The organism is Mesorhizobium alhagi CCNWXJ12-2 (assembly GCF_000236565.1).
Classification (GTDB): domain Bacteria; phylum Pseudomonadota; class Alphaproteobacteria; order Rhizobiales; family Rhizobiaceae; genus Allomesorhizobium; species Allomesorhizobium alhagi.
Window position 1 is genome coordinate 23,520 of the sequence record NZ_AHAM01000068.1, and the last position, 21,148, is coordinate 44,667.

A 21,148-nucleotide genomic window follows, 5' to 3' on the forward strand; every position below is an offset into this window, starting at 1 on the left:
AGCCAGTACCGGGGCTCAGAGCCAGCCGCGGCGCTTGAAATACCAGAAGGGAAGAACCGCCGACAGGACCATGAGCGCCAGCGCAAAAGGATAGCCCAGCAGCCATTTCAATTCGGGCATGACGTCGAAATTCATACCGTAGACCGAAGCAACCAGCGTCGGCGGCAGGAAGACGACCGCGGCGACGGAGACGATCTTGATGATGGCGTTCTGCTCGATGTTGATCATTCCGAGCGTGGCATCCAGCAGGAACGTGATCTTCTGCGACAGGAACGCAGCGTGATCGGACAGCGATTCCACGTCCCGCGCAAGCGTCTTCACCCTGCCGCGCACATCCTTGTCGCTCCCCCGCTGCATCGTCGCCTGACCAAGAAAGCTGGACAAACGTTGCAAGGTCAGCAGGCTGTCCTGGATCTTGGACACCAGATCCTCCTTGCGCCCGATCCGGCGCAAAACGATCTGAAAGCCACGGTCGCGCTTCGAAGCCTTCTTTTCGGCGGGATGAAAGATGTCGTGCGAAATCTCGACGACCTCTCGACTGGCGCGTTCGAGTATATCCGCAACACGGTCCACTATCGCCTCCAGCAAGGCGATCAGGATCGTTTCGCCGCTGGTGCAGCCGGTGTCGGCCTTTTCGGCCCGCGCAGGAAAGGTCTCAAAGGCCCGCGGCTGATGATAGCGGATGGTGATCAGACGGTTTTCAGAAAGCACGAAAGTCACGGGCGACATAACCGGGTGGTCGCCGTCGGCCTGGGCGGGCAGGATGGCGGTCATGAAGAACGCGCCGTTTTCGGTGTGGAGCCGCGACGAGATCTCGATCTCTTCCATCTCCTCGCGCGTAGGAATGCCGACGCCGATCCAGTTCTCGATAGTCTCTTCTTCCTCCTTCGTAGGATCAAAGAGGTCCGCCCAGACGACCTCTCCCTTGTGGGCGAGAAGATCGCCGGTGGCGCGCAGCCGTCCCTTGTCCACGACGAATGCCTTGATCATGCCGGTTCTCCCGCCTGGTGGGATATCGTCAGGTATTGAACTTGAACAGCATGACGTCGCCGTCCTGCACGACGTATTCCTTGCCCTCGTCGCGCGCCTTGCCGGCTTCCTTGGCGGGAACTTCGCCGCCGAGCGTCACAAAGTCGTTGTAGGCGATTGTCTGGGCACGGATGAAGCCGCGCTCGAAATCCGTATGGATGACACCCGCCGCCTGCGGTGCCTTGGAACCCTTGTGGACGGTCCAGGCGCGGGTCTCTTTCGGCCCTACGGTGAAAAAGGTGATGAGATGCAGCAGTTCGTAACCGGCGCGGATGAGCTTGTCCAAGCCAGGCTCTTCCAGGCCGAGATCGGCCAGGAATTCCTTGGCCTCCTCGTCGTCAAGCTGCGCCACCTCGGCTTCGATCGCGGCCGAAATGACCACGGTGCGCGCGCCCTGGCCGGCCGCCATTTTCTCGACAGCGCGGGTATGCTCGTTGCCCGTTGCGGCATCGGCCTCGGAGACGTTGCAGACATAAAGGACCGGGTGCGAGGTAAGGAGATTGAGGCCTTGCAGGATGGCCAGATCCTCGGCCGCGATTCCGTCGAGCAGGATGCGCGTGGGCTTGCCGTCCTGCAGCAGCGACAACGCCTGCTCCATCATCGGCAGAACCGTCAACGCTTCCTTGTCCTTGCCACTGGCGCGCTTGCGGAACTGGACGATGCGCCGTTCCAGGCTTTCGAGGTCGGCGAGCATCAACTCGGTCTCGACTGTCTCGGCGTCGGCGACAGGATCGATCCTGCCTTCGACATGCGTGATGTCGTCATCCTCGAAACAGCGCAGCACATGCACGATGGCGTCGACCTCGCGTATGTTGGCCAGGAACTGGTTGCCCAGCCCTTCGCCCTTGGAAGCGCCGCGCACCAGGCCGGCAATATCGACGAAGGAAATGCGGGTCGGGATAATCTCCTTCGACTTGCCGGCAGCCGCCAACTTCTGCAGCCGCGGATCGGGCACCGCAACTTCGCCGGTATTCGGCTCGATGGTGCAGAAAGGATAATTGGCCGCCTGCGCGGCGGCAGTCCGCGTCAGCGCGTTGAAAAGCGTCGATTTGCCAACGTTGGGCAAACCAACGATGCCGCATTTGAAACCCATTTTGTCCGGTCCTATCGGGAGAAGAGAATTTGGTCAGGGCTATGGGCGAAAGGGTTGACGATCGTCAAGCTTTTGCCTCGCCCGAGCTCGATGCGCTGTCCATCGGACAGATCCTCGGTCAAGAAATAAGTGCAGCCGAGGTCGAGCGCGGAAGCAAGCAACAGACTGTCCCACCAGCTGAAAGCTGTCCGGACGTGGATCAGACGGGCGAGCGACGACTGCTCAGGCGTGATCGGTGCTTTCCCGAAAACACCGAACGCGTCGATGATTGAAAACACCGTCGCCGGAGAATCGAACCATTTCTTTCTGAGCAATACGTGAGCGACCTCGTTCAGCACCTGCAGATTAGTCCTTGCCCGTTGCTCTTCCGCGATGCGCTTAAGCGTAGCGCCCGCAATCGCCGCTTTCTCCGGCTCGTGACGGTCGTGGAGGTAGATCAGGACGCTGGAATCCACGAAGACGTCAGCGTCGGGCATTTCGCTCTTCGCGCGTTGGCATGCGGCCGTTCTCAGTTACATCCCACATCGGCCCGGCGAGGATACGCTCTATCGCCTCCAGTTGAGGATTGCGCGCTCCGGTCTGCGTGCCATCTGTGTTATCCTCTCGCAACTTGTCCGCGATATAGCGGGAGAGGCTTTTCTGTGCCTCAGCCGCCCTAATGCGCGTCGCGCGATAGAGCTTGTCGTCCATGGAGATAGTTACGTTTTTCATTTCAGCTCACGGAAACACGAATTTCATGTTTCCGTGAGAATTAATCCGGCTGACGCCGGATTTCAAGTCTCCCAGCAGGTCAATCCCTGCCAAAGAGCCGTTTCAACATTGCGGCCATCGGCCCCGTCTCGGGAGCCTTCACGGCGGGAGGCTGCTGGCGCGCCTGACGTATGTGGCTCTGCTGTTTCGGGGCAGGGCGGTCCGGCTCCGGCTTCGCCTTGCCGCCGCCGGAAACGGCAAGGCTGACCTTGTTCATGAAACTCGAATCCTCGCCTTTGACCAGGAGTTCGGCACTTCCCGCGATTGCGTCCAGCAGGGGCTCCAGCCACTCCTTGTCGGATTTGGCGAAGTCGCCCAGCACGTACGGCGAGACCAACTCCTTGATACCGGGATGGCCGATGCCGATGCGCACGCGGCGATAGTCTTTCCCGATATGCTGGTCGAGCGAGCGGATGCCGTTATGGCCGCCCGCACTGCCGCCGACTTTTACCCGCACCTTGCCGGCCGCCAGGTCGAGTTCGTCGTAGAATACCGTGAGATCGGCCGGCCGTAGCTTGTAGAACCGCATCGCCTCGCCGACCGATTGGCCGGACAGGTTCATATAAGTCTGGGGCTTGATGAGGATGACCTTCTCGCCGCCGAGATTTCCCTCGGCGACGAGGCCCTGGAACTTCTTCGACCATGGCGAAAAATCATGGCGGCGGGCAATCGCGTCCGCCGCCATGAAGCCGACATTGTGCCGGTGATTGGCGTATTTCGCGCCCGGATTGCCAAGACCAGCAAAGAGAAGCACGGCTTCGGCCTCCGGGTTGCGAGATTATTCCTCGTCGGCCTCTTCTTCTTCCTCTTCCACCTCGGCCGCCGTCTCTTCAGCAGCTTCCGGCTTCATGGCCGAGGAGCTTGCGACGGTCGCGATGGTGAAGTCGCGGTCCGAGATGACCGGCTTGACGCCGGCCGGCAGCTTGACCGCCGAAATGTGGATCGAATCGCCGATATCCGTGCCGGTGAGATCGATCGTAATGGAATCGGGGATCGCATTGGCCGGGCAGTGGAACTCGACTTCGTGGCGCACGATGTTGAGAACGCCGCCGCGCTTGATGCCGGGCGACTTCTCTTCGTTGATGAAGTGGACCGGGACGTTGACGTTGACCTCGGTGTCCTTGCCGATGCGCAGGAAATCCACATGCATCGGGAAATCGCGGACGGGGTCGAGCTGGTAGTCCTTAGGTAGAACCTGAACCTTCTTGCCGCCGACGTCGATCGTGGCGATGGTGGTCAAAAAACCGCCGCCGTGGATCTTGTAGTAGATGTCCTTGTAGGACAGGGCGATCGCCAGGGGAGGCTGTTTGTCGCCGTAGATGACTGCAGGCACTTTGCCGTTGCGGCGAACTTCACGGGCGGACCCCTTACCGACCTGTTCGCGCGTTTCGGCCTTGAGCTCGTAAGTGTCGTGGCTCATGGCATTTCCTTTCGGGTTTACTGGAGCGTCTGCGGCGGGCGCTTGCCCTGCCCCAAACGTCGAAAGCCGCCGGATGAGGCGGCCTTCCGCCGCGTTGCCTCCAAGGGTGTCTACGCGGGTGGCGGCTCTATAGCCGAAGGCATCCGAGAGCGCAAGTTTGCGCAGAATTTCCAACTCTGTTCGGGCGGAAAAAAATAATTCGAACACCGGGAACCTTTTTGAAGGCTGCCCGTTATCGACCGCTAACGTTTGTAGTTGAAGCTTCAACGTGGGCACGGACCGGCGGTCGCGACCCCCAAGCCCCCCGCCCAGCGATCGTCGGTCCATCCCCAATTGTCCTGAAAATCGCCGCCTCCGCGCTACCGCGAAGTTGCTGCTCTTGCTACACAAAGCAGCAAATTCTTCGAAGCTATGGCTTCGGGCGCTTCTTCTTGAGCTTCTTCGGTGGAGGCGCGCCGGTCGAAGCCTCCGGCCGTGGTTTGCTCTTCGGCTTGAATTTGCCCTTTTTCGCGCTGTTCCAGGAGCCCGGCGCGGCTTCGTTGGCCGGCCCGGTTTTGGCCGGGGCCTTGCCGTCGAGACGCTGGATCGTGACGCCCTTTTCGCCGGTGCCGTTCTCCCTGACCGCAGCCCAGAAGCTTTCCGCCTTGTCGCCGGCAATTTCGAACTGGCTTTCCGTGTCGAGAATCTTGATCGAGCCCACGGCCCGTTTGGTGATGTGGCCGGCTTTGCAGATCATCGGCAAGAGCCAGCGCGGCTCGGCGCGGTGCTTGCGGCCGACGGAGACGCGGAACCAGACGCCGTTGGTGAAGTCGCTGCGATCCCGGGGTGGCGCTTCCGCGCGAGGCTCGCGCTGTCCGCGCTCGGCGAAGCTCGAAGGGGCGTCGAGGAGTTCTTCCGGGGCAGGGCGCGCCGCCAGTTGGAGGCGGAGATAGGCTGCAGCGATGTGCTCGGCGCTGTGGGCGTTCATCAATTCCTTGACGAATGCGATCTCGTCCTCGCCCGGCGCCACCGCCAAGGCCGGATCCTCGAGAATGCGCTCCCTGTTGTGCCGTTCGATGTCGCTCGCCGTCGGCGCGGGCACGGTCCGCGCCGTGAGCTTCGCCAGCTTCAGCACGCGCGCAGCGGCATTGCGCCGATGATATGGCACGATCAGCGTGCAGATGCCCTTGCGGCCGGCACGCCCGGTGCGCCCGCTGCGGTGCAGCAGCGTGTCGGGGTTGGTCGGCATGTCGGCATGAATGACCAGGTCGAGATTGGGCAAGTCGATGCCCCGCGCCGCGACGTCGGTCGCTACGCAGACGCGGGCGCGGCCGTCGCGCATCGATTGCAGTGCGTTTGTGCGCTCCGCCTGACTGAGTTCGCCCGATAGTGCAACGACCGGAAAGCCGCGATTTCCAAGGCGGCTGGCCAGATGCTTCACCGCTTCGCGGGTATGGCAAAAGATGATCGTGTTCTGTGAATCGAAGAACAGCAGCGTGTTAATGATGGCGTTTTCGCGGTCGGCCGGCGCGACCAGGATCTGCTGGTATTCGATGTCGCTGTGTTGGCTGCTTTCGCCCGCCGCCGTGATGCGCAGCGCGTCGCGCTGGAAGCGTTTTGCCAGTTGCGCGATCTGGTTGGGAACGGTGGCCGAGAACATCAGCGTCCGGCGCTCATCGGGCGCGGCAGCGAGAATGAATTCGAGGTCGTCGCGAAAACCCAGGTCGAGCATCTCGTCGGCCTCGTCGAGGACGACCGCGCGAAGTTCCGAAATATCGAGCGAGCCGCGCGTGATGTGATCGCGCAGGCGGCCGGGCGTACCGACAACGATATGCGCGCCGTCGGCGAGCGCCCGGCGTTCGGTGCGCATGTCCATGCCGCCGACACAGGAGCCGATGCGCGCTCCCGTGTCGCGATAGAGCCATTCGAATTCGCGACGAACCTGCATAGCGAGTTCGCGCGTCGGTGCGACGATCAGCGCCAGCGGCAGGCCGGCCGGGCCGAATCGCGGCGAACCGCCCAGAAGCGTCGGCGCGATCGCGATGCCGAACGCGACCGTCTTGCCCGAACCGGTCTGCGCCGACACCAACAGATCGGCGCTCTGCGCTTCCGTGCCGAGCATCGCGCTCTGCACGGGCGTCAGCCTGTCGTAGGCACGGGCCGCGAGCGCAGCCTTCAGCGGCGGCGCCATCGTGTCGAATTCGGTCATGGAACGAACTTTCATTGTATATGTAGCGGCGGCTCAAATTTGAGCGGGCGCGCAATCAGACAGTCAAGGCCTCTCCCTAAAGAGTTGGGCAGGGACCGGCAAGCTGCCAGCGAGGGTGCGGCTTTATAGCGTTCGCCGTGAAATCGTCATTGAACATGGCCGCCGGCAGGGCTAAGGTCTTGATATCGGGGGCATGGGTGGACTCCCCGTTGAGGCTTCGGCCCAAGTTCCGCCTTCGCTTGTTTATGCGGAGGAAAAACCATGCCTCGAAGAATCTCAGCCCAGGAACTTGTTGCGTTGACCGGCACAGACCGGTTTCCTCATGTCGTTGATGTGAGGCGCGACAGCGTTTTCCGGAGTTCCGGCAAGCGTATCGCCGGTGCTGTCTGGCGCGATCACCTGAAGACCGCCGAATGGCTGCCCGAGTTCGCCGACGGCCGCCAGGTCGTCATCTATTGCATTCACGGCCACAATGTCAGCGAGTTAGCCACCGCGCGACTGGCAGCGGAAGGCGCCGATGTCGCCATGCTGGAGGGCGGCATGGAGGCCTATGAGGACGCCGGCGGCGTCATGGTCACGCGCGACGGACCGAGCGTGGATGTCGCCACCGGCCCGAGCGTCTGGGTGACCAGGGAAAGGCCGAAGATAGACCGGATCGCCTGTCCGTGGCTTGTCCGCCGCTTCATCGATCCGTTTGCGATATTCCATTTCGTCGCGGCAGAATGGGTAAGGGACGTTGCCGACGAGATTGGGGGGATTCCCTATGACATCAAGGATGTGCACTATTCGCATCGCGGCGTGGAGTGCACCTTCGACACGTTGATTTCCGAGTTCGGCCTGACCGATCCCGCCTTGCTCCATCTTGCAAGAATCGTGCGGGGGGCCGATACGGCGGGCCTGGAACTGGAGCCGCAGGCGGCTGGACTTCTGGCGATCTCGCTCGGACTCTCGGCGATCGAAGCGGACGATCTGGCGCAACTGGAAAAGGGCATGGTGATCTACGACGCGCTTTATGGCTGGTGTCGCCATGCCACCCAGGAAACGCACAATTGGCCGGTGAAGGCGGCATAGCATGGACATTCAAGCAAGCCGGCCCGCCGATCCGTCGTTTTCCGAAGCGACGAGAACTTTCGCAAAGATCGGCCTGCTGTCGTTCGGCGGGCCGGCCGGGCAGATCGCGCTGATGCATCGCATTCTGGTCGATGAGAAACGCTGGCTCGATGAGCCGCGCTTCCTGCACGCGCTGAACTACTGCATGCTGCTGCCCGGACCGGAGGCCATGCAATTGGCCACCTATGCCGGCTGGCTGTTGCATGGTGTGCGGGGAGGGCTGGTCGCCGGCCTGCTTTTCGTCCTGCCCGGCGCGATTGTCATTACGCTTCTCTCAGCTCTCTACCTGGCGGTTGGAGATGTACCGCTGGTGCAAGGCCTGCTGTTCGGCTTGAAGGCAGCAGTGCTCGCCGTGGTGCTGGAAGCGCTGATCAAAGTCTCCAAGCGCGCGCTCAAGGACTGGACGATGGTGGTGCTGGCGGCGGCGGCCTTCATCGCAATCGCGTTTCTGAAGCTGCCGTTTCCGCTGATCATAGCCGCGGCGGCGCTGATCGGCGTTTTCCTTCGCAAGACGAATTCCAGGGCCGGGGCAAAAGCGAAAGCCGCGGCCGCCGATGCGCATATGCAAATAGAAATGCCGGAGTGGGCTCGACCGAACTGGAGGAGATTCCTCGTCACTCTCGCCGTGTGGCTGGCGATCTGGTTTGTCCCGCTATTCGCGCTCCACGCAACGCTCGGCGGCGCCAATGTCTTTTCCGCCGAAGCATCATTCTTCTCGACAATGGCGACAGTCACCTTCGGCGGCGCCTATGCGGTGCTCGCCTATGTGGCGCAGCAGGCCGTGGAGGTCTATGGCTGGCTCCGCCCGGACGAGATGCTGACCGGCCTCGGCCTTGCCGAAACCACGCCTGGTCCGTTAATACTGGTGCTGGTGTTCGTCGGCTTTCTGGGTGGGGCGCGCCTCTCCGGCCTCGACGCCCTGACCGGCGGTGTACTGGGTGCGGCCGTCACGCTGTGGTTCACCTTCGTGCCGTGCTTCCTGTGGATTTTCGTCGGCGCGCCCTATGTCGAAACGGTGCGCAATGTGCGCTGGCTCGCCAGCGCCCTGTCCGCAGTCACCGCCGCGGTAGTCGGCATCATCGCCAATCTCGCGGTCTGGTTCGCGCTGCATGTGCTATTTGCACATGTGGGCGAATGGCCGATCGGGCCGTTTGTCCTGCCGGCGCCTGATCTAACTACCGTCGATCTCGCAGCGGCGGCTATAGCCGTCGCGGCCGGCATCGCGCTCATCCGCTATCACCAGAACATGATCGCGGTGCTCGTCGCGGCCGGATTGGCCGGAATGATTTGGACGTTGTCGTAGGGCAGCTAATCGAACAGGCTCGAGACCGATTCCTCAGTGGCCGTCCGGGAGATCGCTTCGCCGATCAGGTCGGCGATAGAGACGACGCGGATGTTGTGCGCGGCCTCTATTGCGGAGGTCGGCTGGATCGAATCCGTGATCACCAGTTCCTGCAGCTTCGATGCCGCAATGCGGGCTGCCGCGCCGCCGGACAGTACGGCGTGGGTGATATAAGCGGTGACGGTGGTCGCCCCGTTGGCGAGAAGCGCGTCGGCGGCGTTGCACAGCGTGCCGCCGGAATCGACGATGTCGTCGATCAGTAGGCAATCCTTGCCGCGAACGTCGCCGATGACGTTCATCACTTCCGATTCGCCCGGCCGCTCGCGGCGCTTGTCGACGATCGCCAGTTGCGCGTCGATGCGCTTGGCGAGCGCACGGGCGCGAACCACACCGCCGACATCCGGAGAAACGACCATGACATTGGCGAGTTGCTTGTACTTGGCCTTGACGTCGCGCGCCATCACCGGGACGGCGAACAGATTGTCGGTCGGAATGTCGAAAAAGCCCTGTATCTGCCCGGCGTGGAGGTCGAGGGTCAACACGCGGTCGACGCCGGCGCGGGTGATCATGTTGGCGACAAGCTTCGCCGAGATCGGCGTGCGACCGGAAGCGCGGCGATCCTGCCGCGCATAGCCGAAATAGGGAATGACGGCGGTGATGCGGCGCGCCGAGGAGCGCATGAAGGCGTCGATCATGATGAGAAGTTCCATCAGATGATCGTTGGTCGGGAACGAGGTCGACTGCAGGATGAAGACATCCTCGCCGCGGACGTTCTCCTGGATCTCGACGAAAATTTCCTGGTCGGCGAAGCGCCGCACGCTGGCTTTGCCGATCGGTACATTGAGATAGCGGGCGACCGCTTCGGCCAGCACCCGGTTGGAATTGCCCGCGAAGAGTTTCATACACCGTTCCTGGTAGGAATATGAGGCGGCTTTTAGCGGCCTTCGCTGCTATTGCAAGCGCCGGGATACGTTTTCGGCCCACAATCCATAGATTTGGTTGATCGCATTGCCGTGATCAGCCGGTGCGCGCCGAAAGCCAGGTAATCAGCTGGTCTATGGTCGCATCGGCAATCGTCTGCATGGTTGACGAGGAAACAGACGACCAGCCGTCACCGCCAGCGGACCGCGCCTTTTGCTGTCCCGTGATGCGGTGAACCCGGTTTCCGGCGGGATCGTAGACATCCCAGACATAGATGACGGTGGTTTCCTTGCCTTCGGCAAGCGGCGTGAAATAGCCCTTCAGCACATGCGTCGTGGCTGGGTCATTGCTGCGTGCAAGCACGATGCCGCGCTCGCGGGCACGAGTGGACAGCCGCTGGGACAGCGTCGTCGCGGCCTCGACGGAGGTGCCGACGATCGGAGCGAACTGAATGCGAGCATTGGCCGCGACGGCGGCGCTCTGGGCTGGCGTCGGCGTCGTCGATGCGCCGGGCGTGGCTGTGGTGGCCGGCTGCAACGGAGCGGCGTCGCCTTGCGCCGGCGGCTGTGCGGCGATGGCGGAAGGCTCGAGGACGTCCTGGGTGCTGGTGCAGGCCGACAATGCGGCCGCGGCGAGCAATGACACGGCCATTGACGGCAAACGTCTCATTCTCCCGAACCTCTCTGCGCCCCTCGCGCCAAGCGGAAATCCCTTTCGCATTCCGGATTCACTTCACGATCAAGTCGAGATCATGGCGCGAAAGCGGCCTGGGCTGCGAATCCGTCGTCAGGTAAGTGCGGCCTAGCGTCATGGCGGTTTCAGTCTCGGAATCCATGATGATCATGTGCGCAAACAGCGTCATGTTCGGCGCTATGGGTTCCGGGTTGCCCTGGTAGAACATCGGCATGTCCATCCATGAAGGCGTGAAACGGGCACCCAGCGAATAGCCGCAGGCGTTGAGCCGGTGCTTCGTAAGGCCGTGAGCTTCCAGCGTCCGCGCATGAGCGTCGAACACGTCGCCGAAGGTGTTGCCCGGCGTCATGGCCTTTTCGACGGCAATAAGCGCGTCGCGCGAGGCGTCGAACAGTTCCTGATGCCGCTTCGAGACTTTGCCGGTGAGTACGGTGCGCATCATGGCGGCGTGGTAATGGTGGAACACGCCGGCCCATTCGAGCGTCAACTGGTCGTTCTTCAGGAGCTTTCGGCGGCCGGCCTTGTAGCGGCAGAGGAGCGCGTCGGCGCCCGATCCGATGATGAACTCGTTGGCGGGATAATCTCCGCCGCCGGCAAAGATCGCGCTCTGCATTGCCGCAAGGATAACGCCTTCGTCGGCGCCCTGTTTGATCAGTCCAAGCGCTGCATCGAAAGCGTCGTCGGCCAGATTGGCCGCCTTCTCCGCTTTCTGGATCTCGGCCGGGCTCTTGAACAGGCGCAGGCGCTGGACGATACCGGAAGCGTCGGCGATCTGGCCAAATGTCTGCAATTGGTCGTCAAGCCTGCGGCCGTTGAAGGCGGTCAAGCCATGGGTGTCGTATTCAACGCCGATGCGAGCGCCCAGAAGATCCAGTTCGTTCAGCAGATTGCGCAGGTCGAGCGCCGGATTGGCATCCGCCCGGTCGGTCCACACGACGATGTTTTCGATCGTGGACGTGTGACGCGCCTGGCGCAGATCGGCCGACCGCGTCAGGAGAACCATCGAGCCGTCCGCCTCCAGCACGAGGCACTGGAAGAAGCAGAAACCGAACGTGTCGTAGCCGGTCAGCCAGTACATGCTTTCCTGCGCGAACAGCAGAAGCGCATCGAGCTTCTTTTCGGCCATCTCGATCATCAGCCGGTCGCGGCGCGCGTCGAATTCCGATCGTTCAAAATGCAGCGCCATCAAATTTCCTCCAGAACGATTGCCGAGATCTGCCTGCCGTAATCGGCCTCCCTGCGATGGGTGGTGCGGCGATAGGAATAGAAAAGGTCTTCCTCGGCATAGGTGCAGCGGTCGAGGCCTTCCGCCGAAACGCCTGCCTTGCGTAGCCGGTCGAGCGTATAGCGGTTGAGGTCGAACATCGAGTGGCCGCCGTTACGGGACGGCTTGAAATACTTGTCGTTTCCCTCGTCGGCTTGTGCGAATCGCGCGACGAACTCGGCTCCGACTTCGTAATTGTCGGGTCCGATCGAAGGGCCGAGCACGGCGACGATGCGTTCGCGCACGGCGCCTAATTCCTCCATTGCGTCGATGGTGTTTTCGAGCACGCCGGCGAGCGCCCCTTTCCATCCGGCATGCGCCGCGCCGATCACGCGCGCTTCGGCGTCGGCAAACAGCACCGGCCCGCAATCTGCAGAAGAAGCGCCAAGCGCCAGTCCCGGCCGGTCGGTCACGATAGCGTCGGCCCGCGGCCGAGGACCTGGAAAAGGTCCGGTGGCGACGATCACGTCCGGCGAGTGGACTTGATAGACCGACAGCAGCGAATCTGGCGCGACACCCATCCACTCGGCCACGCGCCGACGGTTTTCCTGCACCCGTGCGGGATCGTCATTCGAGCCGACGCCGATGTTGAGGCCTTGGTATATGCCTTCCGAAATGCCGCCGACGCGGGTGAAAAAGCCGTGGCGGATGCCCTGTGCTTCCGCATTTGCAAGCAAAGGTGACCGGAGCGGCTCCGGTTTCGAGTCGGTTCTCATGCTCCGCCTTGTTGTCTCCGAACACCATTGCGTCAAGGCAAATTCGCCCTTGTCCGCCGGTCGGCGCTCCCGTGGCTGGACAGTGGGGCAGGGGATTTGCCGAGTCAATCCGAAGGAATGAAGGGTGGAACGGCGGCCCCGCGCGGCGTGATCGCGAGCACCTTGAACAGGTTTCCCATCTGGTCAGGGCCGGCAAGGCGTTCGACCTCGCCGGACAGGCGCTCGCGCGTCACAAGGTCGGCGTTTGCACCAAGACGCCCGGCGCGCTCGAGCAATCCCATGGCCAGCAGGAATTCGCCCTGCGTCATGATGTGTGCGTCGAGCCCGGCATCGCGCGCGGCTGCGGCAAGGGCGGAAAAATCGACATGCGCGGTCAGATCCACCTCGCCCGGATGGGCGAGCACGTCGTCATATTGGTGCTTTCGAAGCGCCTGCAGCGTGTCGCCGAGTGCAGGCGTCGCATAACCATAGTCGAAGAACAGGCCGGCTCCGCCATGACGGGCGATCCACTCGGCTACCGTCTCCATCAGCGCTGCCCGGGCCGGGGAAAGTTCGGTGATAGAGCCCTCCGGTGCACTTTCGGTCTCCGGCGAGAGCAATGAGGGATCGGGCGCGCCGGCGCCTGCAACGAAGGTCAGGCTGCCGGCCTCATCCAAGCCTACCGCTCGCTCGCGCCATTTGCCGCCGGTGCGGACATATTGGCGGATCGGAACTGCGTCGAAGAGTTCATTGCCGACGATGAGCAATGGTTGCGAGTCAAGATTGTCGACGGAACCATGCCAGCTGATGCCTGCGTCAATATTAGACAGCGTTTCCTTCTGAATTTCAGCCAGCCTCGGGCTGGTCTCGATCATCGCGAAATCGGCTCCGGTCGCCAAGCCGGGATCAAGCCTCGAAAGCGTGCGCAGCACATCCTTCATCAGCGTGCCACGGCCGGGGCCGATCTCGGCGACGGTAACAGGCATTGGCCGGCCGATCGCATCCCAGGCGGCCCGCAGCCATACACCGACCAGTTCGCCGAACATCTGGCTGATTTCGGGCGCGGTGATGAAATCGCCTTCCACGCCGAACGGCTCGCGATTGGTGTAGTAGCCGGACTCTGGATCGAACAGGCAAAGCGCCATGTACTCGGCGACGCTGATCGGTCCGTTGAGCTCGATCAGAGCGGCAATGCGCTCCTTCAGCCGCGTCATGCAGGGCTTGGCGCGGCGGTCCTTCTCGCCCTCGCCATCATCCAGATCCCGACAATGACCATCGGGATCGACAACACCATGCCCATGGTCAGCCAATTGCCCAGCAAATAGCCGATATGCTGGTCCGGCTCACGGAAAAATTCGACGAAGATGCGCGACGCGCCATAACCGGCGACGAACGCGCCGGCGACGAACCCGGGCGCCTTCAGCTTGAAAAGCGAATGAGTAAGCAAACGCAGCACCAGGAACAGCACGAGCCCTTCCAGCGCCGCCTCATAGAGCTGGCTCGGATGGCGTGCAAACGGTCCGCCATTCGGGAACACGAAAGCCCACGGAACGTCGGTCGGCCTGCCCCAAAGCTCGGAGTTGATGAAGTTGGTGCTGCGGACGAGCCCGAGCGCCACCGGCGCGCCTGCCGCGACCACGTCGAAAAAGCTCCAGACATTGATGCCGCGCGAACGGGCGAACAGGATCATGGCGAGTGTGGTTCCCGCAAAACCGCCGTGAAACGACATGCCGCCCTGCCAGACGGCGAAGATGTCCAGCGGATTGGCCAGGTAACGCTCCAAATCGTAGAACAATATGTAACCGATGCGCCCGCCCGCTACGACGCCGATAGCGGCCCAGACCAGAAAATCATCGAGGTCTTCCGGTTTCATCGGCAGGGAGCCACCGGCCCAAAGCTTGGAATCCGTCACAAGTCGCTTGGCGTACCAGTAGGCGAAGAGGATGCCGACGATATACGCGAGACCATACCAATGAATGGCCAGCGGTCCGATCTGGACGATGACCGGATCGATATTCGGAAACGGCAGCGCCGCGAGTGGCAGGAGGAGATAGTCGGTCAAACGGAACTCCGGACTGGAGGCAATTTGCGTGGACCATGCGGGAGCGCTTTGGCAGGGTCAAGGCGGAGGCGGTGAGCTCTTATCGGGTGATCAATTGTCAGGAAACAGCAACGTTTCGTAGTCCATGGCGCCATGGAGAATATGAAGGATTTCTATTCGTTCCGATTCTATCCGATAGAAGATCAGATAGCTGCCATGCACGCAGCGGCGAATGCCCGCCGGACGATTGCTTTGCAACAAGGGAAATCGTTTGGGCATTTCGGCAATGCTCATACAGCGTTCCCGCAATTCCAGAACAAACGTCACGGCACGACCGGGATTTTGTAGTGCAATGTAATCGCCAATAGCTTCGAGGTCCTGTTCCGCCGCGTCGGCGAAAGCGATCCGCGTCACTTGCGGTTCTCAGCCTGAGATCGGTATTTAGCTTCGAGCCGGGCAAATACTTCTTCCGCCGGCTTCACCCGGCCCGCATCAGCATCGGCTATTCCCCGCGCGAGCGCGGCGTCGAGTGCGGCAAGCCTTGCCTCGCGCTCCTCGATTAGCCTGACGCCTTCGCGCAGTACCTCGCTTTTAGAGTTGTAGCGGCCCTTGTTTACGAGTTTGCTGACGAACTCTTCGAGGTGAGGGCCGAGATCGGCGCTGATCGGCATGACTGTCTCCAGGCGTTTGGGATATTCTAATAACTGTTATGGGTCCAGGCAAGTTGGCGTGCGCCGTTGCGGCTCAACGATCTTGCATTCATGGCTGCGCGCCATTACTTCGAATGAGACGCCACGAGGTTTTTGCCATGTCGACGACCGGACCGAACCGCATACTCGATGAATTTGCAAAGCTGGTGACCGATGCAGCGGGTGCGGCGCAGGGCGTCCGGCGCGAAGTCGAGACGGCTTTCAAGGGCCAGGCCGAAAAGATCCTGAACTCGATGGATGTAGTGCAGCGCGAAGAGTTCGAGGCGATGCGCGAAATGGCCATCAAATCCCGTGCCGAGGCCAAGCGGCTCGCAGCGCGCATTGATGCGCTGGAGGCGCGCATCGCGGAGCTATCGGGCGTCAATGCCGCTGCTGCTGCTTCCAAGGCCAAACCGAAAAAATAATTCGTTAACTTTTCCACAAAGCCTGATCCGGAAAAGTGCTTTGCGCTGAATCGCTTATCCGGTTCGCGTGAATCTTTGTGACAGTCGCTTTCCACACCCTTATGCCGCACTGCGCAAAAAGGGGCTGGTCACGCGACTCTGCATCAATACACTGAATTTGTTGCATGATTCGGAGCCGGATCATGCGCCGGGCGGCGGGGTCCGGCGTGGGGTCTGTTGCGCCATACCATCCTGCCTGCCTGAGTTCGCGAATTTTGTTCGTCGTGTGTGCCTTTCCCGCGGAGCGCGCGGTGGCGCTCCCGTAACGACAGGAAGCATTTCATGGAACTTCTCGAACTCGAGTTTGCTCGCGAAATCCACCCCGTGGATGTGATTGAGCATGTCGCGAGCCATAACGACTGGGCGTTCGAGCGCACGGGCGACGATGAAATATCGATTTCGGTTGCGGGAAGCTGGACCGACTATCATGTCTCTTTCTCGTGGATGGAGGATTTCGAGGCCCTGCATCTTGCCTGCGCTTTCGACATCAAGGTGCCGGAGAGCCGGACGCTGGAGATCATGCGGCTCCTGTCTCTGATCAACGAGCAGATGCTGTTCGGTCATTTCGACCTGTGGGAGCAGGAGGGCGCGATCATGTTCCGGCAGTCGCTGCTGCTTGCCGGCGGTGTCGAGCCGTCCAGTCAGCAGGTAGAAGTGCTTCTATCTTCAGCGCTCGAGGCCTGCGAATGCTATTTCCAGGCCTTTCAGTTCGTCGTCTGGTCGGGCACTTCGGCCAAGGATGCGTTGGCCAGCGTCCTGTTCGAGACATTCGGCACCGCCTGATCATGATTGCACCGAGCGGGCGGAAGCCCGAGATCAGCTTTGCCGATTTCGATCGTGTCGACATCCGCGCCGGCACGATCGTGGAAGCCGAACCCTATCCGGAAGCCCGCAAGCCGGCGATCAAGCTGAAGATCGATTTCGGCCCTAAGATTGGCGTGAAAAAATCCTCGGCGCAGATCACCAAATACTACAGCCCCGAGACGCTGGTGGGGCGGCAGGTGTTTGCCGTGGTCAATTTCCCGCCGCGCCAGATCGGCAAATTCCTGTCCGAAGTCCTGACCCTCGGCTTTCCGGACGAGGATGGAGACGTCGTTCTGGGCGCAATCGAACGCAGGGTTCCGGACGGCGGCAGACTCTTCTGAATTGCATTCTGCAATCCCTGGAACTTAGGCGCGGCTGATTGCTTATCCTCCGTCGTTCATTCCGGCGGAGTAGCCCGTGCTGGACCGTTCCCAGGAAAGCACCCCTAAAAAGATAATGCCCGAACCGGCTGCTTCCGCGCGAAGCGCTTCGCTCGTCCATGTCAGCGACGAAGAGCCGGGCATCAGGCGCCAGCGGGTGGGCAAGGGCTTTTCCTATACGACACCCGAAGGCGAGCGGCTTTCCGATCCCGAGGCGCTCGCCCGGATCAAGAGCCTGGCGATCCCGCCGGCGTGGACGGACGTCTGGATCTCGCCGGTCGAGGACGGGCACCTCCAGGCCACCGGCCGCGATCAGCGCGGGCGCAAGCAGTATCGCTATCATCCGCGCTGGTCGGCCTGCCGCGATGAAGTCAAATATTCAAGCCTTGTGGACTTTGCGAAGGCTTTGCCGCGGCTGCGCGCCTACGTCGATGCCGACCTGAAAAAGCCGGGGCTGCCGCCGGAGCGCGTGGTCGCCTCGGTCGTCTGGCTGCTCGACAATACGATGATACGCGTCGGCAACAGCGCCTATGCGCGTGACAACAACAGCTTCGGGCTGACGACGCTGCGCGACCGCCATGTCATGATCAATGGTTCCGAAATCCGGTTTGCCTTCAAGGGCAAGTCGGGCAAGGAATGGAATCTCAGGCTCGTCGACCGGCGCATCGCAAAGATCGTGCGCGGCGCGCAGGACCTGCCGGGTCAGCAACTCTTTCAGTACAAGACCGAGGATGGTGGGCGCAGCGTCGTGCGCTCACAGGACGTGAATGCGTATATTCGGCAGGCAAGCGGCCAAGACTTCAGTTCGAAACACTTCCGCACCTGGGGCGGCACGATCTGCGCGGCCTCGCTCTTTTCCGCCACGCCGGTTCCCGACACCAAGGCGGCGGTCGCCCGGGTCACCAACGAGATCGTCGACCGTGTGGCTGCACGACTCGGCAACACGCGAACGGTCTGCCGCAAGTGCTATATCCACCCGCTGGTGCTTGAGCGCTGGTCGGAAGGGCGGCTGGCCGAAGATATGGCTGCCGCCAGGCGATCGTTCCGTAAGCCGATCGACGGACTGGACGAAGAAGAAACACTGGTCCTGAAATGGCTCTCCAACACCGGGAACGGCGTTGGGTAACGATGTTCCCAAGACCAGCTAAATCCGCGACCGCAGCATCGTCCCGATCTCGCCGTGCGCGGTGCGTACATGGCGCAGAAAAAGCTTCGCGCATGACGACCAGCTATAGCTCATCGCCTTTGTGCGGGCGTCGCCGCGCGGAATGGCCAGCGCTGCCCGTGCCGCTTGGCCGAGATCTTCGGAGAGCGCTCCGCCAAGGCCGTCGCCAAGCACATCGAGAGGCCCTGTCACCGGATAGGCGGCGACCGGCAGACCGCTCGCCAATGCCTCCAGAAGAACGATGCCGAACGTGTCGGTCCGGCTGGGGAACACGAACAGGTCGGCCGATGCATAGATATCGGCAAGCTCTTCGCCGGTGCGGGCGCCGAGAAAGACCGCGTCTGGATATTGCCCCTTGAGCGCGGCGAGCGCGGGCCCGTCGCCGACCACGACCTTGCTGCCAGGCAGATCAAGCTCGAGAAACGCCGGCAGGTTCTTCTCCACCGCCACCCGGCCCACCGAAAGCAGGATCGGCCGGGGCAGATCGAGCACCGGCCGGCGGTCCGGCCGGTACGTCTGAGTGTCGACGCCGCGGGTCCAGAGCCGTACATTGGTGAAGCCGCGCTGAGTCAGTTCGGCGGCGAGCGAGGGCGTCGCGACCAGTGTTCCGGCGCCCGCATTGTGGAAGCGCCGCAGCCATCGATACGTCCAGCTCTCGGGCACGGGGAGGCGGGCCCGGAGATATTCGGGAAATCGTGTGTGGTAGCTCGTGGTGAAGCTGACGCTCCTGGCGAGGCAAAAGCGCCGCGCCAGGAACCCGAGCGGCCCTTCCGTCGCGACATGGATGTGGTCAGGATTTGCCGCGTCGATGCGGCGGGCGATCTGGCGCGGCGTGGCCAGCGCCAGCCGGATGTCGGAATAGGAGGGCAGCGGGATGGTGCTGAAGCCGGCCGGCGTCAGCAAATCGACCATGTGGCCGTCCGCGGCGAGTTCCTGCGCGAGCCGGTCCAGCGTGCGCACTACGCCGTTGATCTGGGGGTGCCAGGCGTCAGTGACCAGCATGATCCGCAACGTCGCGGGCAGTTTTTCCGCCCCGAGGTTCTTGTCCGCCAGCTGATTCACGCCCCCGGACATCGAATCGCCGGCCCCTCGGTTTGCATGGCGGCGTTTCAACATTGCTTCATGACAGGAGAATGAATCGGTCCATCGGGCGACGCGGAGCACGCGGCGCTGGCGCTCACCGAAGCCGTCACCCGCTCAGCGCGAACGCCTGTCTCTGACGAAACTCTGGGAGGCAGGCAGCCGGCGTTTGGGGCTGAGCAATTCCCGCGCGGTCATCGCAACTACGCGCCTGACCGCGCAAGCTACGCCGGCACCCGCACGATCACCCTGAGCCCGCCCATCGGGCTGTCCTCCAGGGTTATGTCGCCGCCATGGCTGCGGGCGATATCGCGGGCGATGGAAAGACCGAGGCCGGTGCCGCTGGCGTCGAGATTGCGCGCTGCATCCAGGCGCATGAATGGCTTGAATACGTCCTCCCGGCTCTCGGCGGGCACGCCGGGGCCGTCATCGTCAATGATCATGGTCAGCGAACCGCGTGTATGGGTGGCGCTGACGCGGACGTTTTTCGCATAGCGGAAGGCGTTGCCGACAATATTGGACAGCAAGCGGTTAAAGGCGTTGGGGCGGACATGAATGTCGGGAACGCCGGTCATGGAGGTCGACAGCGTGCGTTTGCGGAGCTTGGCTTCCTCGGCAAGCTTCTCGAAATAATCGGTCAGATCGAACCGGCCGGGATCTTCGAGCGCCTCTCCTCGCGCAAAAGAGAGATAGCCCTCCAGCATCGCCTGCATGTCGTTGACATCCTGGTTGAGCGCCTCGGTGTCCGCCTTCGCCCCGCTCAGCGCCAGTTGCAGCTTGAACCGCGTGAGGATGGTGCGCAGATCGTGGCTGACGCCCGTCAGCATAGCGGTGCGCTGCTCTATCTGGCGCTCGATGCGCTCGCGCATCTGTATGAAGGCGAAACCCGCGCGCCGCACTTCCTCGGCTCCGCGAGGGCGGAAATTGCGCGGCATGGGCCGACCCTTGCCGAAGCTCTCGGCCGCTTCGGCAAGCTGCAGGATCGGCTTTATCTGGTTGCGCAGGAACGGAATGGCGATCATCAGGAGCACAAGCGATGTACCGACCATCCAGACGATGAAGATGTGGGTGTTGGAGGCGTAGGCTTGGCTGCGGCGCACAAAAACCCGCAGCACCTTGTCTTCGAGCTGGATGCGGACTTCGACCACATCGGAGTCCCCCACCGTGTCTATCCAGAATGGACGATCGATCTGGTCGGTGATTTCCGCCGAGAGAATCTGGTCGAGGATCGAAAAGAACGGCCTGGGCCCGGGCGGCGGGAGCGGGTCGGGCGGAAGAATGTCGATCTTGAGCCGCAGCCGCTCCTGAGCGATGCGGATCACGTCGGCATAGTTGTCGCCCTCCGGATAGGTTTCGATCATGTCGATGATCGCTGCAATGTCGCGGGTGACGGCGGTGGAAAGGCGCTGCGTTACCGTCTGCCAGTGGCGTTCCATGAACACCAGCGTCACCACCGACTGCAACAGGATCATCGGCGTGATGATGATGATCAGCGACCGGGCATAGAGCCGCTTGGGCAGATAGAGCGAGACCAGCCGCCAGAACCTTTTCCAGCTTTTGGGGATCGAGGCGATAGTGCGCAGCACCCTGGCTGCGAAGCCCTCATTTTCCGTCCGATCCACTTCGGAAGTCGCCATTCATCGTTTCCATTGCCGACGCGGCCCGTCTGGCGCCATCAGGCGGCAGTCTATTCCACACAAGATGGTTCCGAAAGCGAAAGACCGCCAGCAGACCAAGCAGCCGCCCGTCGAGGCAATCGCCGACGCCCGTATTGGCTATTCGACACTAAGCCTGTAGCCGATGCCGCGCACCGTCTGCAGCCAGACGGGATTGGCGGGGTCACGCTCGATCTTGCGCCTGAGCCTGTTGATCTGTACGTCGATCGTGCGCTCACCGACATCGGCCTCGCCGGCCACCAACTCGTGACGCGGAATGGTTTCTCCGGCGCGCGCGGCGAAGATGGCCAGGATCTCCTGTTCCCTGTCGGTTAGCTTGAGCGGCTCCCCCCCCCTCTTCCATT

24 protein-coding genes are annotated in these 21,148 nt (G+C 62.1%); 6 read left to right on the forward strand and 18 right to left on the reverse strand.

Going from position 1 to position 21,148, the window contains the following annotated elements; translation table 11 throughout:
- Positions 1-15 precede the first annotated feature (15 nt).
- The 7 genes from MAXJ12_RS09405 to MAXJ12_RS09435 all read right to left on the reverse strand — a co-directional run bounded on the left by MAXJ12_RS09405 (position 16) and on the right by MAXJ12_RS09435 (position 6,480).
- Entirely contained in the window at positions 16-990 is a 975-nt protein-coding gene (locus MAXJ12_RS09405; RefSeq protein WP_008835592.1) for a magnesium transporter CorA family protein, read from the reverse strand.
- A 28-nt stretch (positions 991-1,018) separates the two neighbouring features.
- The gene (gene ychF / locus MAXJ12_RS09410) at positions 1,019-2,122 is read right to left on the reverse strand and encodes a redox-regulated ATPase YchF (protein WP_008835593.1); all 1,104 of its coding nucleotides are present in this window, start codon (positions 2,120-2,122) and stop codon (positions 1,019-1,021) included.
- An 11-nt stretch (positions 2,123-2,133) separates the two neighbouring features.
- The gene (locus tag MAXJ12_RS09415; RefSeq protein WP_008835594.1) at positions 2,134-2,598 is read right to left on the reverse strand and encodes a PIN domain-containing protein; all 465 of its coding nucleotides are present in this window, start codon (positions 2,596-2,598) and stop codon (positions 2,134-2,136) included.
- Positions 2,585-2,812, reverse strand: coding sequence for a hypothetical protein (locus MAXJ12_RS09420; protein ID WP_008835595.1), 228 nt, complete (start codon positions 2,810-2,812; stop codon positions 2,585-2,587). The genes MAXJ12_RS09415 and MAXJ12_RS09420 overlap by 14 nt, the downstream gene beginning before the upstream one ends.
- A gap of 100 nt (positions 2,813-2,912) precedes the next feature.
- Positions 2,913-3,626 (reverse strand): aminoacyl-tRNA hydrolase, encoded by a 714-nt coding sequence (gene pth / locus MAXJ12_RS09425; protein ID WP_008835596.1) that lies wholly within the window; start codon positions 3,624-3,626, stop codon positions 2,913-2,915.
- A gap of 24 nt (positions 3,627-3,650) precedes the next feature.
- Complete coding sequence (locus MAXJ12_RS09430) at positions 3,651-4,292, reverse strand: 50S ribosomal protein L25/general stress protein Ctc (protein WP_040585546.1); 642 nt, start codon at positions 4,290-4,292, stop codon at positions 3,651-3,653.
- Positions 4,293-4,701: 409 nt separating this feature from the next.
- On the reverse strand, positions 4,702-6,480 hold the full coding sequence (locus MAXJ12_RS09435; RefSeq protein ID WP_008835598.1) for a DEAD/DEAH box helicase: 1,779 nt from the start codon (positions 6,478-6,480) through the stop codon (positions 4,702-4,704).
- Positions 6,481-6,741: 261 nt separating this feature from the next.
- Here MAXJ12_RS09435 and MAXJ12_RS09440 point away from each other — a divergent pair, with 261 nt between their 5' ends.
- Together MAXJ12_RS09440 and chrA are read left to right on the forward strand one after the other, a co-directional pair.
- Positions 6,742-7,551: a chromate resistance protein ChrB domain-containing protein gene (locus tag MAXJ12_RS09440; protein WP_040585548.1), complete on the forward strand. Its 810-nt coding sequence runs from the start codon at positions 6,742-6,744 to the stop codon at positions 7,549-7,551.
- A 1-nt stretch (position 7,552) separates the two neighbouring features.
- Positions 7,553-8,893, forward strand: a complete 1,341-nt coding sequence (gene chrA / locus MAXJ12_RS09445) for a chromate efflux transporter (protein WP_008835600.1) — start codon at positions 7,553-7,555, stop codon at positions 8,891-8,893.
- A gap of 5 nt (positions 8,894-8,898) precedes the next feature.
- Here the strand turns inward: chrA and MAXJ12_RS09450 are convergent, their stop codons facing one another.
- The 8 genes from MAXJ12_RS09450 to MAXJ12_RS09485 all read right to left on the reverse strand — a co-directional run bounded on the left by MAXJ12_RS09450 (position 8,899) and on the right by MAXJ12_RS09485 (position 15,217).
- Positions 8,899-9,834: a ribose-phosphate pyrophosphokinase gene (locus MAXJ12_RS09450; RefSeq protein WP_008835601.1), complete on the reverse strand. Its 936-nt coding sequence runs from the start codon at positions 9,832-9,834 to the stop codon at positions 8,899-8,901.
- A gap of 115 nt (positions 9,835-9,949) precedes the next feature.
- Positions 9,950-10,522 carry a hypothetical protein gene (locus MAXJ12_RS09455; protein WP_040585551.1) on the reverse strand — a complete coding sequence of 191 codons (573 nt, stop codon included), beginning with the start codon at positions 10,520-10,522 and terminating at the stop codon, positions 9,950-9,952.
- 58 nt (positions 10,523-10,580) lie between these two features.
- Entirely contained in the window at positions 10,581-11,732 is a 1,152-nt protein-coding gene (locus MAXJ12_RS09460; protein ID WP_008835603.1) for a M24 family metallopeptidase, read from the reverse strand.
- Positions 11,732-12,526 carry a peptidoglycan editing factor PgeF gene (pgeF, locus tag MAXJ12_RS09465; RefSeq protein ID WP_008835604.1) on the reverse strand — a complete coding sequence of 265 codons (795 nt, stop codon included), beginning with the start codon at positions 12,524-12,526 and terminating at the stop codon, positions 11,732-11,734. Before pgeF ends, MAXJ12_RS09460 begins: the two co-directional genes overlap by 1 nt.
- 104 nt (positions 12,527-12,630) lie before the next feature.
- Positions 12,631-13,719 (reverse strand): class I SAM-dependent methyltransferase, encoded by a 1,089-nt coding sequence (locus tag MAXJ12_RS09470; protein WP_008835605.1) that lies wholly within the window; start codon positions 13,717-13,719, stop codon positions 12,631-12,633.
- Positions 13,716-14,567, reverse strand: coding sequence for a prolipoprotein diacylglyceryl transferase (gene lgt, locus MAXJ12_RS09475; RefSeq protein WP_008835606.1), 852 nt, complete (start codon positions 14,565-14,567; stop codon positions 13,716-13,718). Before lgt ends, MAXJ12_RS09470 begins: the two co-directional genes overlap by 4 nt.
- 90 nt (positions 14,568-14,657) lie before the next feature.
- Entirely contained in the window at positions 14,658-14,960 is a 303-nt protein-coding gene (locus tag MAXJ12_RS09480; protein WP_008835607.1) for a type II toxin-antitoxin system RelE/ParE family toxin, read from the reverse strand.
- Entirely contained in the window at positions 14,957-15,217 is a 261-nt protein-coding gene (locus MAXJ12_RS09485; protein ID WP_008835608.1) for a type II toxin-antitoxin system ParD family antitoxin, read from the reverse strand. The genes MAXJ12_RS09480 and MAXJ12_RS09485 overlap by 4 nt, the downstream gene beginning before the upstream one ends.
- A 137-nt stretch (positions 15,218-15,354) precedes the next feature.
- On the opposite strand from MAXJ12_RS09485, the gene MAXJ12_RS09490 reads away from it, so the two are divergent.
- From MAXJ12_RS09490 to MAXJ12_RS09505, 4 genes are all read left to right on the forward strand, one after another.
- Complete coding sequence (locus MAXJ12_RS09490; protein WP_008835609.1) at positions 15,355-15,660, forward strand: accessory factor UbiK family protein; 306 nt, start codon at positions 15,355-15,357, stop codon at positions 15,658-15,660.
- A 321-nt stretch (positions 15,661-15,981) separates the two neighbouring features.
- Positions 15,982-16,482 carry a type III secretion system chaperone family protein gene (locus MAXJ12_RS09495; protein ID WP_008835610.1) on the forward strand — a complete coding sequence of 167 codons (501 nt, stop codon included), beginning with the start codon at positions 15,982-15,984 and terminating at the stop codon, positions 16,480-16,482.
- Between the two features lie 2 nt (positions 16,483-16,484).
- Entirely contained in the window at positions 16,485-16,844 is a 360-nt protein-coding gene (locus MAXJ12_RS09500; protein ID WP_008835611.1) for a tRNA-binding protein, read from the forward strand.
- 115 nt (positions 16,845-16,959) lie between these two features.
- Positions 16,960-18,009, forward strand: a complete 1,050-nt coding sequence (locus MAXJ12_RS09505; protein ID WP_008835612.1) for a DNA topoisomerase IB — start codon at positions 16,960-16,962, stop codon at positions 18,007-18,009.
- Between the two features lie 18 nt (positions 18,010-18,027).
- Here MAXJ12_RS09505 and MAXJ12_RS09510 read toward each other — a convergent pair whose 3' ends face one another.
- The 3 genes from MAXJ12_RS09510 to MAXJ12_RS09520 form a co-directional block, all read right to left on the reverse strand.
- On the reverse strand, positions 18,028-19,059 hold the full coding sequence (locus tag MAXJ12_RS09510) for a glycosyltransferase family 4 protein (protein ID WP_050898808.1): 1,032 nt from the start codon (positions 19,057-19,059) through the stop codon (positions 18,028-18,030).
- A 293-nt stretch (positions 19,060-19,352) separates the two neighbouring features.
- Positions 19,353-20,765: an ATP-binding protein gene (locus tag MAXJ12_RS09515; RefSeq protein WP_008835614.1), complete on the reverse strand. Its 1,413-nt coding sequence runs from the start codon at positions 20,763-20,765 to the stop codon at positions 19,353-19,355.
- A gap of 138 nt (positions 20,766-20,903) precedes the next feature.
- On the reverse strand, positions 20,904-21,148 hold a 245-nt coding region (locus tag MAXJ12_RS09520), incomplete at its 5' end, for a winged helix-turn-helix domain-containing protein (protein WP_008835615.1).

What these genes read in the sequence shown, in the direction of transcription:
- MAXJ12_RS09405 (WP_008835592.1), bottom strand. Translation starts at nt 990, where the DNA reads ATGATCAAGGCATTCGTCGTGGACAAGGGACGGCTGCGCGCCACCGGC.
- ychF (WP_008835593.1), bottom strand. Translation starts at nt 2,122, where the DNA reads ATGGGTTTCAAATGCGGCATCGTTGGTTTGCCCAACGTTGGCAAATCG.
- MAXJ12_RS09415 (WP_008835594.1), bottom strand. Translation starts at nt 2,598, where the DNA reads ATGCCCGACGCTGACGTCTTCGTGGATTCCAGCGTCCTGATCTACCTC.
- MAXJ12_RS09420 (WP_008835595.1), bottom strand. Translation starts at nt 2,812, where the DNA reads ATGGACGACAAGCTCTATCGCGCGACGCGCATTAGGGCGGCTGAGGCA.
- MAXJ12_RS09430 (WP_040585546.1), bottom strand. Translation starts at nt 4,292, where the DNA reads ATGAGCCACGACACTTACGAGCTCAAGGCCGAAACGCGCGAACAGGTC.
- MAXJ12_RS09435 (WP_008835598.1), bottom strand. Translation starts at nt 6,480, where the DNA reads ATGACCGAATTCGACACGATGGCGCCGCCGCTGAAGGCTGCGCTCGCG.
- MAXJ12_RS09440 (WP_040585548.1), top strand. Translation starts at nt 6,742, where the DNA reads ATGCCTCGAAGAATCTCAGCCCAGGAACTTGTTGCGTTGACCGGCACA.
- chrA (WP_008835600.1), top strand. Translation starts at nt 7,553, where the DNA reads ATGGACATTCAAGCAAGCCGGCCCGCCGATCCGTCGTTTTCCGAAGCG.
- MAXJ12_RS09450 (WP_008835601.1), bottom strand. Translation starts at nt 9,834, where the DNA reads ATGAAACTCTTCGCGGGCAATTCCAACCGGGTGCTGGCCGAAGCGGTC.
- MAXJ12_RS09455 (WP_040585551.1), bottom strand. Translation starts at nt 10,522, where the DNA reads ATGAGACGTTTGCCGTCAATGGCCGTGTCATTGCTCGCCGCGGCCGCA.
- MAXJ12_RS09460 (WP_008835603.1), bottom strand. Translation starts at nt 11,732, where the DNA reads ATGGCGCTGCATTTTGAACGATCGGAATTCGACGCGCGCCGCGACCGG.
- pgeF (WP_008835604.1), bottom strand. Translation starts at nt 12,526, where the DNA reads ATGAGAACCGACTCGAAACCGGAGCCGCTCCGGTCACCTTTGCTTGCA.
- MAXJ12_RS09470 (WP_008835605.1), bottom strand. Translation starts at nt 13,719, where the DNA reads ATGACGCGGCTGAAGGAGCGCATTGCCGCTCTGATCGAGCTCAACGGA.
- MAXJ12_RS09485 (WP_008835608.1), bottom strand. Translation starts at nt 15,217, where the DNA reads ATGCCGATCAGCGCCGATCTCGGCCCTCACCTCGAAGAGTTCGTCAGC.
- MAXJ12_RS09490 (WP_008835609.1), top strand. Translation starts at nt 15,355, where the DNA reads ATGTCGACGACCGGACCGAACCGCATACTCGATGAATTTGCAAAGCTG.
- MAXJ12_RS09495 (WP_008835610.1), top strand. Translation starts at nt 15,982, where the DNA reads ATGGAACTTCTCGAACTCGAGTTTGCTCGCGAAATCCACCCCGTGGAT.
- MAXJ12_RS09500 (WP_008835611.1), top strand. Translation starts at nt 16,485, where the DNA reads ATGATTGCACCGAGCGGGCGGAAGCCCGAGATCAGCTTTGCCGATTTC.
- MAXJ12_RS09505 (WP_008835612.1), top strand. Translation starts at nt 16,960, where the DNA reads ATGCCCGAACCGGCTGCTTCCGCGCGAAGCGCTTCGCTCGTCCATGTC.
- MAXJ12_RS09515 (WP_008835614.1), bottom strand. Translation starts at nt 20,765, where the DNA reads ATGGCGACTTCCGAAGTGGATCGGACGGAAAATGAGGGCTTCGCAGCC.